We start from the raw sequence: 12,574 nt of genomic DNA on the forward strand, positions 1-12,574 counted from the left end.
GGGCGGCTAGAACCGGAGCTCGACCACCCGGCGGCCCGAAGCGTCCAGACCGGCCATGGCAGTGACAGCTGAGTAATCCGCGATCTGCCAGAGCCCTTCCGCCGCCTCGCCGCCGGCGTCGCCCACCACCACGGTCCGCATGCCCGCCGCACGGGCGGCAGCGATGCCCGCCGGGGCATCTTCGAAGACGACCACGTCGGCAGGCTCGGCACCCAACAGCGCGGCTGCCGTGAGGTAGCCTTCAGGGTCCGGCTTGCCGCGCGTCACTGCCTCAGCGGTAACAGTGGTCGCTGGCATCTCGAGTCCGGCTGCCTTCATGCGCGCGCTGGCGAGGATGCGATCGGCCGAGGTGACCATGGCGACGGCGTCGGAAGGCAGGGACTCCAGCAAGTCCGCGGCCCCTGGCAACGCCACTATTCCATCCGTCCGGGTCCGTTCCATCTCGCCGAGTTCCTCGGCGAGCGCATCGAGGTCAGCTCCCTCTGGGGCGAAGCGACGCACCGTGTCCTTGGCCTGGATCCCGTGCGAAGTCCGCAGGATCTCTTCGATGTCCAGGCCATACCGGCCCGCGAATTCGCTCCATACTTGCTCCACGATCGCGGTGGAATCCACCAGGGTGCCGTCCATATCGAAGAGGACTGCCCGGACAGCCAGGGTTTTCACGGCTTCAGCAGAAAAGTTCATGCATCCATCCTGCCTGCCCTGCGGCTCCGCTGCCCAACTCTTACAGTGTGAGTCCTAACCGTTGGGCCGGTGCGGGATGTATTGGACGGCCCATTTGTTGCCGTCCGGATCGGCGAAGTAGACGAAGTGACCCCAGTCCTGGACGTCGATGTCGCTGACGTCCACGCCATTGGCCTTGAGCTGGCTGTGGGCCTCATGGATGTCGCCCACCACCATCTGCAGGCTCGGGGCAGTGCCTGGAGGTGCGTCGTTGAGTCCCTCCCCGATGCAGATGGAGCAGGCCGAGCCCGGTGGCGTCAACTGGACAAAGCGGATGCCGTCCATGGGCCGCTCGTCGTAATCGGCGTTGAAGCCCACCTTGTTGACGTAGAAATCCTTGGCGCGGTCCACATCGGACACAGGGACAAACACAAGTTCAAGTTTCCAGTCCATGCGCCAAAGGCTATCCGCGGAGGCGGGAAACCGGTAGGGGCCGCCTTGACCCGGCTCCGTCCGCCGGGACCGCCGGCGGTGAGCTAGCCCGCCACCCCGTACAGGCGGTCTCCCGCGTCGCCCAGGCCCGGCACGATGTAGGCCTTCTCGTTGAGTTTCTCGTCGATCGAGGCGAGGACGATCTTGACGTTGGCTTCGGAAAGCTCTTCTTCCAGCTTGGCCAGGCCCTCCGGGGCGGCGAGCAGGCAGATGCACGTCACGTCCGAGGCACCGCGTTTGAAGAGGAACTTGATGGCCTCGCGAAGGGTACCGCCGGTGGCAAGCATGGGGTCCAGGACGAAGATCTGGCGGCCGGTGAGGTCCTCAGGCAGACGCTCGGCGTAGGTGATAATGTCCAGGGTTTCTTCGTCGCGGGCCATGCCCAGGAAGCCCACTTCGGCGGTGGGAACCAGCTTGGTCATGCCCTCCAGCATGCCGAGGCCTGCGCGCAGGATGGGGACAACCAGGGGCGTGGGCTTGGTGAAGGCGGTACCGATCGCCTTGGTGACGGGAGTTTCGATTTCAACCGGCTCGGTCCTGACCTCGCGGGTAGCCTCGTAGGCCAGGAGGGTGACGAGTTCTTCGGTGAGTTGCCGGAAGACCGGTGAAGGAGTGTTCTTGTCCCGCAGAACGGTGAGCTTGTGAGCGACCAGCGGGTGGTCCACGACGAGTGTGCGCATGACTCCAAAACTATCATTGAGGCATGAGCACCAACGAGCATTATCACGCAGAGCATGCGGCCTGGATGGGCCTGGCCCTGGACGAGGCCCGCCGTGCCCTCGACACGGAGGATGTCCCGATCGGTGCTGTTGTTCTAGGGCCCGACGGCGGTGTGCTGGGTGCCGGCCGGAACGAACGGGAAGCGCACGGCGACCCGACGGCGCACGCGGAGATCGTCGCCATCCGTGAGGCGGCTGCCGCGCTGCAGCGCCACGCCCTTGAACTCGGCGAAGGTGGAGACGGTTGGCGGCTGGAGGACTGCACGTTGGTGGTGACATTGGAGCCGTGCGCGATGTGCGCCGGAGCCATCGTGCTGGCTCGGATTCCCCGGGTGGTGTTCGGCGCCTGGGATGAAAAGGCCGGTGCCGCCGGATCGGTGTTCGACATCCTGCGAGAACGCCGGCTCAACCATTGGGTGGAGGTCTATCCAGGCGTACGCGAGGAGGAATGTTCCGAGTTGCTGCGCGACTTCTTCGCGGCCCACCGGAAGTAGCAGCCAGGTGCCTACGCGTCGGATTCTGCGCAATCATTCGAATGGATCAACCCCAGCGCCTTGGAATCACGCGGCAGCCAACTTCCGGGAGTGGAATGATCCAGCAAAATCCGCCGCCGGCCCGTGACTCTTGAATTCGCGGGGTGTTGGACGTCAGATGGTCTCAGGTAGCACACCCCACGGAGGTCACGATGACGGTCTCTTTCAACCACACCATCGTCTATGCAACGGACAAGCGCCGTTCGGCGGAGTTCCTGGCCAAGGTGCTCGGACTGCCGCAACCCCAGCCCATGTGGTCCTTCATGACCGTGTCCCTTGACCATGGAGTGGCGCTCGATTTTGCCACGGCGGACCGGCCCATCTCCCCGCAGCACTACGCTTTCTTGGTCAGTGAGGAGGACTTCGACGGAATCTTCGCCCGAATCCAGGCCGAGGGCGTCTCCTACTGGGCGGACCCGGCGCGGTACCGCCCGCAACAGATCAACCACAACGACGGCGGTCGCGGCGTCTATTTCGCGGATCCGGACGGGCATTTCCTCGAAGCGATCACGCGTCCGTATGGATCGGGTTCCGCATGAATTCGCTAGTACGCGTCACGGCCACGGTGACTGGTCGCGTCCAAGGCGTGGGATTCCGCTACTCGACACTGCACCAAGCCCGGTGGCTCGGGCTGACAGGTGAAGCGAGCAACCTCATGGACGGCTCGGTGCAGGTGATCGCAGAGGGTGACCGGCATGCCGTCGACTCCTTGCTGGGATGGCTGCAGTCCCGCAACGCCCCTGGCCGGGTGAGGCACGTGGATGCGGTTTTCACTCCGGCCACCGGGGAGTTCTCCAGCTTCGATGTGGGCTGAACCGGAGGGAGGCTTAGGGCCCATTTACCGGGAGCCATCTTCGGGACGGTCTGGCGAGCACACGTCATAAATCCAAGAGAGTTACAAACTTGCAATTCAAATACTAGGATTCCCGTTGGTGCGCTTCACAGCGCCTGTGACGGCCGCGCACGCTGACTGATATCGAAAATGGGGATCCTCTTTGTCGAACCACACACCACCGGGCCGTTTCCGCCTGCCCACCTCCACCATCTGCACGGGCATCGTTGCCCTCCTCCTTCTCTTCGTGAGCATCTTCGCCACCGGTTTCGGCGGCTTCCTGATCATGCTGGCCCTCATTGGCCTGATCACCGGCCTATACATTGCCGCGACCGGCCGGCGATCGTGGGCGATGGTGCCCGGAGGCCGCAGAGCCGGAGCCATCATTCTGTCCTGCACGCTGGTGCTTTTCATCCTCGGGGCCACCCTGTCCCCGAAGAAGCCCCAGGACAGCCTCGACGCATCCTCGGCCGCAGCCGCCGCCCGGCTGGCCACAGCAACCGCCTCCCCCACCCGGGCCTCCACGCCGACGTCGACGCCGTCCCAAACGGGCGAGCCGCTGGATCCGGACATCGTCACCGAACTCGCCACGACCGCCTCGTACACGGCGCCCAACGCCCAGCCTGCCTACGCGAGCAAAGCCGTGGACCTCCTGTCCACCCTTGCGGTCAAGGGCCGGGCACCGATGACCGGGTACGACCGCTCACAGTTCGGCCAGGCCTGGGCCGACGTCGACCGAAACGGCTGCGACACCCGCAACGACATCCTCAAACGCGACCTGACCCAGCTCAGCTACACGAACAGTCTTCCGTGCAAGGTCCAGACTGGCACCCTGGCCGATCCGTACACGGGCAAGTCCATCGGGTTCGTCCGCGGCACCAGCACGAGCGCCGCGGTGCAGATCGACCACGTAGTTGCCCTCGGCGACGCCTGGCAGAAGGGCGCCCAGCAACTGAGCCTGGAACAACGCACGGCCTTCGCCAACGACCCGCTGAACCTCCAAGCCACCGACGGTCCGACGAACGTCCAGAAGGGCGACGGCGACACGGCCACTTGGCTGCCGCCGAACAAGAGCTTCCGTTGCGACTACGTCGCCCGGCAGATCTCCGTCAAGGCCACGTACAACCTCTGGGTCACCCAGGCCGAACACGACGCCATGGCCAACGTCCTGGCCGACTGCCCCAACCAAACCGCCCCCACCAACGCCAAAGCACCGGCCACGCCCTCCCCTGCCGCACCCGCCCAGGACGCTGCACCGGCCCCGGCAGCACCCGCACCTGCACCCGTTCAGGCACCCGCACCTGCACCCGTTCAGGCCCCTGCCCCGGCCCCGGTTCAGGCGCCTGCGCCGGCCCCGGCACCGGTTCCAGGGGGCGGAGCAACCGCGCAATGCAACGACGGCACACTCTCCTATTCGGCGAACCACCAAGGCACGTGCTCCCACCACGGCGGGGTGGCCATCTGGTACAAATAACGCCAGAAGGCCACCGGGGAGTTCTCCAGCTTCGATGTGGGCTGAACCGGAGGGAGGCCTAGACCGCGTTCGCCTCGTCCAGGGCATCGATGCGTTTCTGCCGTGACGCCGGCGAATCCAGGCTGAACGAACGGAAATCACCCAGGTCCTCGCGGATCCAGGCCTCCACCTCACGGATCCGCTGTGTGACGGCAGCGCTTGGCTTGGCGAAGGTCCAGGCTGCGATCCGTTCCTTGCCCGGATCGTATTGCCACAGACCGATGATCCGTCCTCGATCCAGGATCGGGTGGTCCGACAGGTCCGCCTGCAACGCGAGCGTCGTGTCCAAGACTTTCCTGCCGCGGTCCTCACCGGCCAGCATGTCGGCGGAGTTCCGGCGCAACAGCACTAGGGAGTCCGTCCCGGCCAAGAGGTGGATCTGTTCCTCCTGCGGTGCCTTGAATGCGGAAAGGCGTTCGACGTCGTCGGGCAGCATCCACAGCGGCTCGCCGGCCGCCGCGGTCACTTCGACGGCGTCGACGGCGGTCAACGCCGCCTTGCTCTGCGCGACCGTGAAGCCCGTGAACCATTGGCTCTGCTTGAACGTCGCACCGCCGGTCCACCGCAGATACCGTTCGATCAAGCGTGTGCGGGCGGCGTCGTCGTCGATGGTGCTGGGCGGCAGCGCCCAAGAGGTGTAGGCGTAGCGCTGCTGGTCGAGGCGGCCGTTGACGGGGACGCGACGGATGCGGCCATCGGCTTGCAGGAGGCCCAAAGCGGTGGGCAGGGTGGTTGCCGCACCCTTTTTCTTGCCTTCTTCGCCGAGGCTTCGGACGGATTCGCCGAGCTCGTCCTTGAGCTGTTTGGGGTCCATGGGGTCGCTGGACTCGGTGAGGGTGTGCAGCACTTGCTCTTCGAGCAGGGTGATCTCACCGCGTTCGACGCCGAGCCGTGCCAGGACCCTGAAGGGCGCCACCGCGGCTTCCCGGCCCACCTGCAGACCCCAGGCGAAATCGTTCCGACCGAGGACATAGGTGCATCCGCGGGCCGTGGGTAGTTCGTGGATTTTCAAGTCCGCGACGTCCTGGTCCGCTTCTTCGCGCCCGATCCCGGCGCGGGCGAAGAGCGTCAGGTACGGGTTGGCGCCGCCCACGGAACGGGCCCAGCCGGCGTGGTCCAGGACTTCTTCCGAGGACTTGCCGGCGAGCGAGCCGTCGAGTCCCTGCCTATGCCAGGCCCAGGCGCGGAGCAGTTCCGGAGTGAGCGTTTGTGTGGAAAGCACGGCGGACGTCATGGCCCCATTCTGCACTGTTTGCCCGCCATTTATCGCTGGGTTAGATCGTGCGGAGGATTTCTACAGCTTCGTCCATCCCGTAGCGGCTGGTAAGTATGTCGAGTATTGAGTCGATGGAGATGACAGGTCCGTTCCGCCCGCTTCTGCTGGATATGGCGGTGACGGCTGACAGTGCCCGGGCAGGATCGAGCGCGACCGTCTGGTAGGCGAAAGCCTGGGGACTTATGACAGCGATCCCCTCCGGGATCTTGTCTGCCGGGAGGTCTTTTACGTTTTCGGTGATGATGGCACCGGCGCCTCCGACGACGGAGGCCGCGACAAGGTGTTCGTCATCCGGATCGGGGAGCCCGTATTTGCCGTCGAGCCCTTCCCATCCGACAACCTCGGATCCCTCAAAAGCCTTACGCATCTGCCCCACCAGATGGGAGGCGAGTTCTGCGGCCACGGAGCTGGCGGCCCCGCGCTGTACACGTTTTTTGTGCTCGTGGTATTCCAGCTCGTCCAAGATCGCTGAACTCCAGATGGGCCGGTAAAGCCCTTCCACGGCCAGGGACAGTAGAAAGTCACGCTGCAGGCTGGGCCACAGGACGCAAGTATCCAGGAGGGCGGTGAACATTCCCTCATCATGTCAAAGGCTGCGGGCGCTTCGGCGGCGCGCTGAGATGACACGGCGGGCTTCTTTCAGGTCCGCCAGCGTGCCTCTGACGTCGTCCTCGTCGTCGAAGGGAGCCGCGGTCGCTTCCAGCGCGGCGTATTGCGCTGCCCTCCGGAGTTCCCTGAAGTCCAGGACATCCTGGAGCAAGACCCGGCGGTGGGCACCGATCTTTTCAAAGGGAATCTTGCCTTCGTCGAGAAACTTGATCAGGGTGGGACGGCTGATCCCCAGAAGGTCGGCGGCCTGCTGCGTCGTCATCTTCATGGACTGCGGGGAAACCGTTACTGCGAGCCCCTGGCGCATTGCATCAATGACCTGCAGCAGCACGGGGTAGATGGCGGCAGGGATTTCGACCTGTTCCCCGGCCTCCGCACCGGCAAGGAAATACCGCGAGGGTGGAAGGCCGCGGCCGGCGTTCTCGTGTGCTTTGAGGAAGTCGTAAATTTCGGCCAGTCCCCGGCTTTCCTCCCGTGGAACATACGTTTCTGACTTTAATGCTGTAGCACTCATGACCACTCCTTAGAGTACTAAACGTAACTTATTTCGTTTCTTGCGTCTACCGGGTCATCCGCGGCTGTCCCGGAGGAACTATCGTTCGAACTCCAGGGAATAGCCTGCCCACGCGTCGGGATGTTCGCGGAGAAGGACGTCGACGCCGGCGAGCGCACCGCCGTCGTCGCTCTCGCGGACTTTTGCCGCGACCGCCTCGGCGATGAAGCGGGCCAGGACTTCCGTCGTCGTGAGCTGTCCTTCGAAGTCGGGATGCTCGTCAAGGTTCTTGTAGTCCAGCCCCTCAAGCACATCGTCCAGGAGGGTTCCGGCGGCTCCGATGTCCAGGACGATGGCGTCGTCGTTCAACTCCGCCCGACGGAACGTCACCTCTGCCACGAGGGTGGCTCCGTGGAGTCCCTGGGCCGGGCCGAACGACTCCCGCGGAAGGCTGTGGGCAATCATGAAGTGCCTGCGCACGGTGAGGCTGAACATCGTTAGTCCTGGTTTCCTTCCCGGGTCGGGGGGTAGTTGATAACACGGCAAAGATCGTCCAATTCGCCATTCTCCAAGCCATCGAAGACCGCGGGTAGCTCCTCGAACGGCGATTCCCCTGTGAGGAAGGCGTCGAACACGGGGTCCCGCAGCAAGGAGACTGCCAACTCGAGCCGCTCGCTTGTGGTCCTACGGTGCCTGCGCGAACGCGCAACCACCCCCACCTGGCTGGCGCGGATGGATAGCCGCCGGGCATGGAAGTCCTCGCCCAATGGCAGGGAAACCGGCCGGTCCCCGTACCAAGACATCTCGATGATCTCGCCTTCGTCGCCCGCCAGCTCCAAGCTACGGGCCAGACCTTCGTCCGTGGCCGAGCAATGGAACACGATATCGCAGTCTTGGCTCGCTTCGCCCGGCAGCACGAAGTCCACGCCCAAGGATTCCACGAACCCGCGCTTCCCCGGATCCGTCTCCACCAGTTGCAAGCGCCCCAGCGGGAAGCCGCGCAGGAGCGCCGCGGTCATCCCGCCCACCAGGCCGGCGCCGACGACGGCGATCCTGTCACCGAGGCGGGGCCCGGCTTCCCAGAGTGCGTTGAGGGCGATCTCGGCGATGCCGGTGAGCACAGCGCGGCGTGCCGGCACGCCGTCGGGAATTCTGGTGAGCGATGTGAGCGGCACGACGTAGCGGTCCTGATGCGGGTGCAGGCAGAAGACCTTCTGGCCGATCCAGTCTCGGGGGCCCTCTTCGACAATGCCCACCGATAAGTAGCCGAACTTGACCGGGGACGGAAACTCGCCGCTTTGATGGGGTGCGCGCATCTCCTTGGCAATACGCGGAGGAACGCGGGCTCCATGGACCACAAGTTCGGTGCCCCGGCTGACCCCGGAGCACAGTGCCCGGACCAAAGCCTCGCCTTCTCTCGGTGCAGGGAGCTCCTCGCTCCGCAGTTCACCTCGGCAGGGGCCAACCGTCCAGTAAGCCGATGCGGTTTGTGTGTGCGGGGGTGCTTGCCGTGTGAAAGTCATCGTGTTTGCGAATCTAGCCCGGCAACTGCGATTGCGGAAGGGAAGCCTACTTATAAGGCGTCTGCCACCCGACCGTTTTGGGGAACGGGCCCCCACTCCGGTACCCTATTTCAGTTGGTGACGTGTCCGAGCGGCCGAAGGTGCAACACTCGAAATGTTGTTTGGTGTAAAAGCCAACGTGGGTTCAAATCCCACCGTCACCGCGGAACAGAACGGCCCCGCATCCCTTTATTTGCAAGGGAAGCGGGGCCTTTCTCTTGCCCAAAATCAGGCCGGTGCCCACATTTTGCCCACACTTGCCAGAGAGACGGCGTGATCCAGGGCGTCTGAAACTGAGTCAAGATCCCCGTCAAACAGGTCCGCGTACGTGTCCAGGGTCATGGCTGCCGAGCTGTGGCCGAGCATCTTTTGGACCACTTTCACGTTGGCGCCGGCCGATACGGCGAAGCTCGCGGCCGAGTGCCGCAGATCGTGAGGCGTGATCCGGGGAACGCCAGCCCGCTTAATTGCGTAGGCAAACCAGCTCATGTTGTCCTCGTGCACCCTGGCAGCGCGCAGATAGTGCCCGTTCTCGTCTGGGAACACCAGCTCATCCCGGCCCTTTCCCTCGCATTGGTGCGCCAGTTGCTTCGCCAGGAACTTGGGGAAGGGTACTGTCCTCTTCTTGTGGTTCTTCGGTGTCCCGACGTGGATCACGGAACCCACTTGGACGGCGTTCTCTTCGATCATGAGACGGCGGCGCAGCATGTCCAGGTGCTTGACCTTCAGCGCGGTCGCCTCGCCCCAGCGAATGCCGCAGTAGGCCAGCACCAGGACGAGCCCTGGGTACTTGCTTGCTGCCGCCAGCTCGTGCACCTGATCGTGGCTCAGGTAGACGTGAGGCTTCTTCACCTTCCGGGGAAGCGAGACGCCCCGGGCCGGATTGCTCAGTGTCCGCCGATCGCTCACGGCGTCATCCAGGATTGATGCCAGGACACCGTAGGACCGGATTACCAGCGTTGCACCCTTAGGCTTCCGGGGCGGTGTAGCGTCCGGATCTCCTAGCGTCAGTTCGGAGACCCATTGCTGAACAGCCGTCTTCCGGACATCGGCCACGGCCACACTCCCCCAGACCGGCAGCACATGGATTCTCCAGGCGGATTCAAGCGGCCGAAGCGCGGACGGCTTCAGGTGCGTCTGACGGGCCAGCCACGCCGCGCCCAGCGGCCCAATCAGCGCCTTTGCGGCCGTAGCGTCGATGAACTCGCCGCGGTCCTTCGAAACCTCCACCGTCCTGGCGAACCGTTCAGCATCGCGCTTCGTTGTGAATCCGCGCTTATCGGTCTGCGTCCGGTCCGGCTTCCGATAGCGGACCCTGTAGCGCCGGCCCGCCGTCGTGTCATAGGGCTCAATCGTCGCCATTGCGAGCCGCCTCTCCATTCAGCGTCTCGGAGTCCCTTTTCGTGACATCCATTGGCTGCGCCGGCCACGCAAGCAGTAGCCGCTCCAAGCGTTCCGCGGGCGACTCCTCTCCATGTCCGGGTAGGGGCGATTTACCACTCGCCCATGACCACAGTTCAGGGAAATTGACGGGCCCAACGGCCGTGGCCGCCGGCTCCGGCGATGGGTCCGTGTGAGGCAACAGCAGACTGTTCGGAGGAACCCCAAGAGCAACAGCTAGCGCCATTAAGTCGTCAGCATCCACTCTCCGCTCTCCCGCCTCAATGCGGCGCAGTCCAAGCGCCGGGATAGGCCGACCCAGCGCGGCAAGGCGTTCAGATAGCTCCTTGTACTGAGTCCGACCGCGCAGCCGTGAGACGTTTGCCCGCACGATTTCACCCGTCGGGCCAAGGGGGTTTTTCTTATCAGCCATGCAGCCATTGTTGCAGATCAAAATGATCTATCAAAGCTCTACTTGTTTCATGGGGACTCACCATGTATCTTGATTCTTAGGGGATCGAAATGATCTCTCAACTATCAAGGAGGTAACGATGGGATTGGAACTACTCACCTCAGGCGAGTTGGCGGAGAAGCTGCATAAATCGGCCGCCGCGTTGGCTCAGTGGCGATACAAAGGCATTGGCCCCAAGTTCATCAAGCTTGGTTCCGGCATCCGCTACCGCGCTAGCGACGTAGAGGCGTGGCTAGATGCTCAGACCCGGCAGCAGACCGGGGAGCAGGTATCGGCCTAACACAGGACCGAACCACAGAGCATCACCAAGACCGTTGTCTGACGGCAAGCAACCAAGCTGAGAAAGAACGAACTGACATGCCAGAAAATATCCCAACCTTCACCACCATTAAGTCGTGGATCCTCGAAGCCGCTGCCGAGTCCAACATTGTGATGAGTACCCGCCGCGCCAAGAAAATGGCCGGCGACTACCTGACCCGCAATGACCCGGATTCCTACAGTCGCTTGGCGTACAGCGATCCGGTGGGCGAAAGCGTGGCCCGGCGCTGGATGGAGTTCAAGCACAACCCGGAATCGGTGGCGGCATGATCACCAGGGCGGAGCTTGACGCCGAGCTGGCCGCCGCGTGGGAGTCCGGGTATTGGCATGGGACGAGCCACCAGGGGCCGCTCAACTCCGCGGTCGTTGACGCTCGGAACCCTTACAAGCAGACAGACCCGGAGCCCACCGAATGAGCCGCTGCGAGTGCGAGTGGCTTGGGGACTGCTCCTGCGAACTTTCGCCAGTGCTGCCGACCACCCCGGCCAAGGCGTGCAAGGTGCGCCTCAAGTCAGAGGGCAGCGGCGTGACTTGCCCCATGCGCTCCGGTGAGCCGCACGTTTACGACTGGCCCGGCTGGGACCAGCACCGGGACGCCTGCTACCACTGCGGCGAACCCCGACCTCAGACAGAGAAAGGCCGCGGCGCTCCCGTCAAAGAATCCGCCACGGCCGATGAACCAACCACCACAAAGTAGGAGATTCACTATGCAGACTACCAAGACCCTCAAGCTCGTGCAGGATGCCGAAACCGACCACGACGGGTCGGACTTTCCCCCGGTGAAGTTCCCCATCGGATCTCTCGTTGTCCTAAACCACAACACTTCCGCGTTCGCTGACGTGATCGGCACCGGGACCGTCGTGTCAATGCCGAAGGGGATCATCCACCACCCTGCCATGGTCGCGGTTCAGTGGCACATCTATGACGACGGCATGGTGAGTGCGCCTTATGAACCGGTATTCCTGGAGCCCGTCGAACCCCACCGCGAAGAAATACGGCTGGAAGTCGAAGCCGCCGCCCATCAGTGGCAGGTGCGCCAGATGGCCGAATGGCTGGCTAAGCCCATTGGGCACAAGGTCACACCCGGGGATTTCGTGCACCGGATCATCTGTGCAGTACAGATCATCCGGGAGCAAGTACCGGCGTACTCCGTCAGCAAACTTGCTGTGGAATCAGGTATCTCACGCTCCACACTTCGAGACAGGCTGAACGGCAACAGCGTACTGACCGTGACGGACCTTTACCGTGTAGCCGTGGCGATGGACGTCAGTGCGATAGACATCATGGAACTCGCCAACAAGGGCACCAAGTGAGCACGCCACCAGCCGGATACGTCCGGTATAAGAAAGGCTCGGATCGTTGGACCGGCCCCGAAATCATCAAGCGGGGCTGGATCATCACGCCGGCGTGGAACTCGACCACCGGCCTTCACTCCATCGAGTTGTGGACAGCGAATCATGAGCCGCCGACATACTCAGTCCTTTCTCCCGACGAAGCCATTGAGCTCGCGGCGGATCTCATCGCGGCCGCCCAGGCCGCTCGGGCTGCCGGAGAGACGAAGTAATGCGGCAAGGGCTCAGGCGGACCGCGCAGGCCGCGTTCTGGATCCTCGCCACCTGCCTCCTGTACTTCGCCCTGGCAATACCGTCCACTCTCGCCAAACTCATCTTCGGCTCGCCGGCCTGAGCCCCCTACAACACGAACGGAAACAG

At 63.7% G+C, this 12,574-nt stretch carries 20 protein-coding genes and 1 tRNA gene; 12 read left to right on the forward strand and 9 right to left on the reverse strand.

Annotated elements, in window-relative coordinates:
- Window positions 1-6: 6 nt before the first annotated feature.
- The 3 genes from ABD884_RS20075 to upp form a co-directional block, all read right to left on the reverse strand.
- Window positions 7-684: an HAD-IA family hydrolase gene (locus ABD884_RS20075; protein WP_345050520.1), complete on the reverse strand. Its 678-nt coding sequence runs from the start codon at window positions 682-684 to the stop codon at window positions 7-9.
- A 54-nt stretch (window positions 685-738) separates the two neighbouring features.
- Entirely contained in the window at window positions 739-1,116 is a 378-nt protein-coding gene (locus ABD884_RS20080) for a VOC family protein (RefSeq protein WP_028265866.1), read from the reverse strand.
- Between the two features lie 83 nt (window positions 1,117-1,199).
- Window positions 1,200-1,835: a uracil phosphoribosyltransferase gene (gene upp / locus ABD884_RS20085; protein ID WP_028265865.1), complete on the reverse strand. Its 636-nt coding sequence runs from the start codon at window positions 1,833-1,835 to the stop codon at window positions 1,200-1,202.
- 23 nt (window positions 1,836-1,858) lie between these two features.
- Here upp and tadA point away from each other — a divergent pair, with 23 nt between their 5' ends.
- From tadA to ABD884_RS20105, 4 genes are all read left to right on the forward strand, one after another.
- Window positions 1,859-2,368, forward strand: coding sequence for a tRNA adenosine(34) deaminase TadA (gene tadA, locus ABD884_RS20090; protein WP_345050538.1), 510 nt, complete (start codon window positions 1,859-1,861; stop codon window positions 2,366-2,368).
- A gap of 191 nt (window positions 2,369-2,559) precedes the next feature.
- Window positions 2,560-2,946, forward strand: coding sequence for a VOC family protein (locus tag ABD884_RS20095; protein ID WP_345050544.1), 387 nt, complete (start codon window positions 2,560-2,562; stop codon window positions 2,944-2,946).
- On the forward strand, window positions 2,943-3,221 hold the full coding sequence (locus tag ABD884_RS20100; RefSeq protein ID WP_345050547.1) for an acylphosphatase: 279 nt from the start codon (window positions 2,943-2,945) through the stop codon (window positions 3,219-3,221). The genes ABD884_RS20095 and ABD884_RS20100 overlap by 4 nt, the downstream gene beginning before the upstream one ends.
- 181 nt (window positions 3,222-3,402) lie before the next feature.
- Complete coding sequence (locus ABD884_RS20105; RefSeq protein ID WP_345050552.1) at window positions 3,403-4,713, forward strand: GmrSD restriction endonuclease domain-containing protein; 1,311 nt, start codon at window positions 3,403-3,405, stop codon at window positions 4,711-4,713.
- A 58-nt stretch (window positions 4,714-4,771) separates the two neighbouring features.
- Here the strand turns inward: ABD884_RS20105 and ABD884_RS20110 are convergent, their stop codons facing one another.
- From ABD884_RS20110 to ABD884_RS20130, 5 genes are all read right to left on the reverse strand, one after another.
- Entirely contained in the window at window positions 4,772-5,986 is a 1,215-nt protein-coding gene (locus tag ABD884_RS20110) for a DNA glycosylase AlkZ-like family protein (RefSeq protein WP_345050560.1), read from the reverse strand.
- A gap of 40 nt (window positions 5,987-6,026) precedes the next feature.
- The gene (locus ABD884_RS20115; protein ID WP_345050563.1) at window positions 6,027-6,602 is read right to left on the reverse strand and encodes a PIN domain-containing protein; all 576 of its coding nucleotides are present in this window, start codon (window positions 6,600-6,602) and stop codon (window positions 6,027-6,029) included.
- Window positions 6,603-6,614: 12 nt separating this feature from the next.
- Window positions 6,615-7,151 carry a helix-turn-helix domain-containing protein gene (locus ABD884_RS20120; protein WP_345050568.1) on the reverse strand — a complete coding sequence of 179 codons (537 nt, stop codon included), beginning with the start codon at window positions 7,149-7,151 and terminating at the stop codon, window positions 6,615-6,617.
- Window positions 7,152-7,229: 78 nt separating this feature from the next.
- A complete protein-coding gene (locus tag ABD884_RS20125; protein WP_345050575.1) occupies window positions 7,230-7,625 on the reverse strand; it encodes a 6-pyruvoyl trahydropterin synthase family protein in 396 nt (131 codons plus the stop codon).
- 2 nt (window positions 7,626-7,627) lie between these two features.
- Window positions 7,628-8,653: a zinc-dependent alcohol dehydrogenase gene (locus tag ABD884_RS20130; RefSeq protein WP_345050581.1), complete on the reverse strand. Its 1,026-nt coding sequence runs from the start codon at window positions 8,651-8,653 to the stop codon at window positions 7,628-7,630.
- 116 nt (window positions 8,654-8,769) lie between these two features.
- On the opposite strand from ABD884_RS20130, the gene ABD884_RS20135 reads away from it, so the two are divergent.
- Window positions 8,770-8,856, forward strand: a tRNA-Ser gene (locus ABD884_RS20135).
- Between the two features lie 64 nt (window positions 8,857-8,920).
- Here the strand turns inward: ABD884_RS20135 and ABD884_RS20140 are convergent.
- Window positions 8,921-10,054, reverse strand: a complete 1,134-nt coding sequence (locus tag ABD884_RS20140; RefSeq protein WP_345050587.1) for a tyrosine-type recombinase/integrase — start codon at window positions 10,052-10,054, stop codon at window positions 8,921-8,923.
- A 569-nt stretch (window positions 10,055-10,623) separates the two neighbouring features.
- Between ABD884_RS20140 and ABD884_RS20145 the strand changes: the two genes are divergently transcribed.
- The 7 genes from ABD884_RS20145 to ABD884_RS20175 all read left to right on the forward strand — a co-directional run bounded on the left by ABD884_RS20145 (window position 10,624) and on the right by ABD884_RS20175 (window position 12,548).
- Window positions 10,624-10,824, forward strand: a complete 201-nt coding sequence (locus ABD884_RS20145; RefSeq protein WP_345050592.1) for a helix-turn-helix transcriptional regulator — start codon at window positions 10,624-10,626, stop codon at window positions 10,822-10,824.
- A 77-nt stretch (window positions 10,825-10,901) separates the two neighbouring features.
- Window positions 10,902-11,132, forward strand: a complete 231-nt coding sequence (locus tag ABD884_RS20150) for a hypothetical protein (protein WP_345050597.1) — start codon at window positions 10,902-10,904, stop codon at window positions 11,130-11,132.
- Complete coding sequence (locus ABD884_RS20155) at window positions 11,129-11,278, forward strand: hypothetical protein (protein ID WP_345050601.1); 150 nt, start codon at window positions 11,129-11,131, stop codon at window positions 11,276-11,278. Before ABD884_RS20150 ends, ABD884_RS20155 begins: the two co-directional genes overlap by 4 nt.
- On the forward strand, window positions 11,275-11,559 hold the full coding sequence (locus tag ABD884_RS20160) for a hypothetical protein (protein WP_345050608.1): 285 nt from the start codon (window positions 11,275-11,277) through the stop codon (window positions 11,557-11,559). The genes ABD884_RS20155 and ABD884_RS20160 overlap by 4 nt, the downstream gene beginning before the upstream one ends.
- Before the next feature lie 10 nt (window positions 11,560-11,569).
- On the forward strand, window positions 11,570-12,175 hold the full coding sequence (locus ABD884_RS20165; protein WP_345050614.1) for a helix-turn-helix domain-containing protein: 606 nt from the start codon (window positions 11,570-11,572) through the stop codon (window positions 12,173-12,175).
- Window positions 12,172-12,426: a hypothetical protein gene (locus tag ABD884_RS20170; protein WP_345050617.1), complete on the forward strand. Its 255-nt coding sequence runs from the start codon at window positions 12,172-12,174 to the stop codon at window positions 12,424-12,426. The genes ABD884_RS20165 and ABD884_RS20170 overlap by 4 nt, the downstream gene beginning before the upstream one ends.
- Window positions 12,426-12,548, forward strand: a complete 123-nt coding sequence (locus ABD884_RS20175) for a hypothetical protein (RefSeq protein WP_345050622.1) — start codon at window positions 12,426-12,428, stop codon at window positions 12,546-12,548. Before ABD884_RS20170 ends, ABD884_RS20175 begins: the two co-directional genes overlap by 1 nt.
- Window positions 12,549-12,574 lie beyond the last annotated feature (26 nt).

Origin of the sequence: Arthrobacter methylotrophus (assembly GCF_039539965.1) — a bacterium.
In the GTDB taxonomy this organism is placed as follows: domain Bacteria; phylum Actinomycetota; class Actinomycetes; order Actinomycetales; family Micrococcaceae; genus Arthrobacter; species Arthrobacter methylotrophus.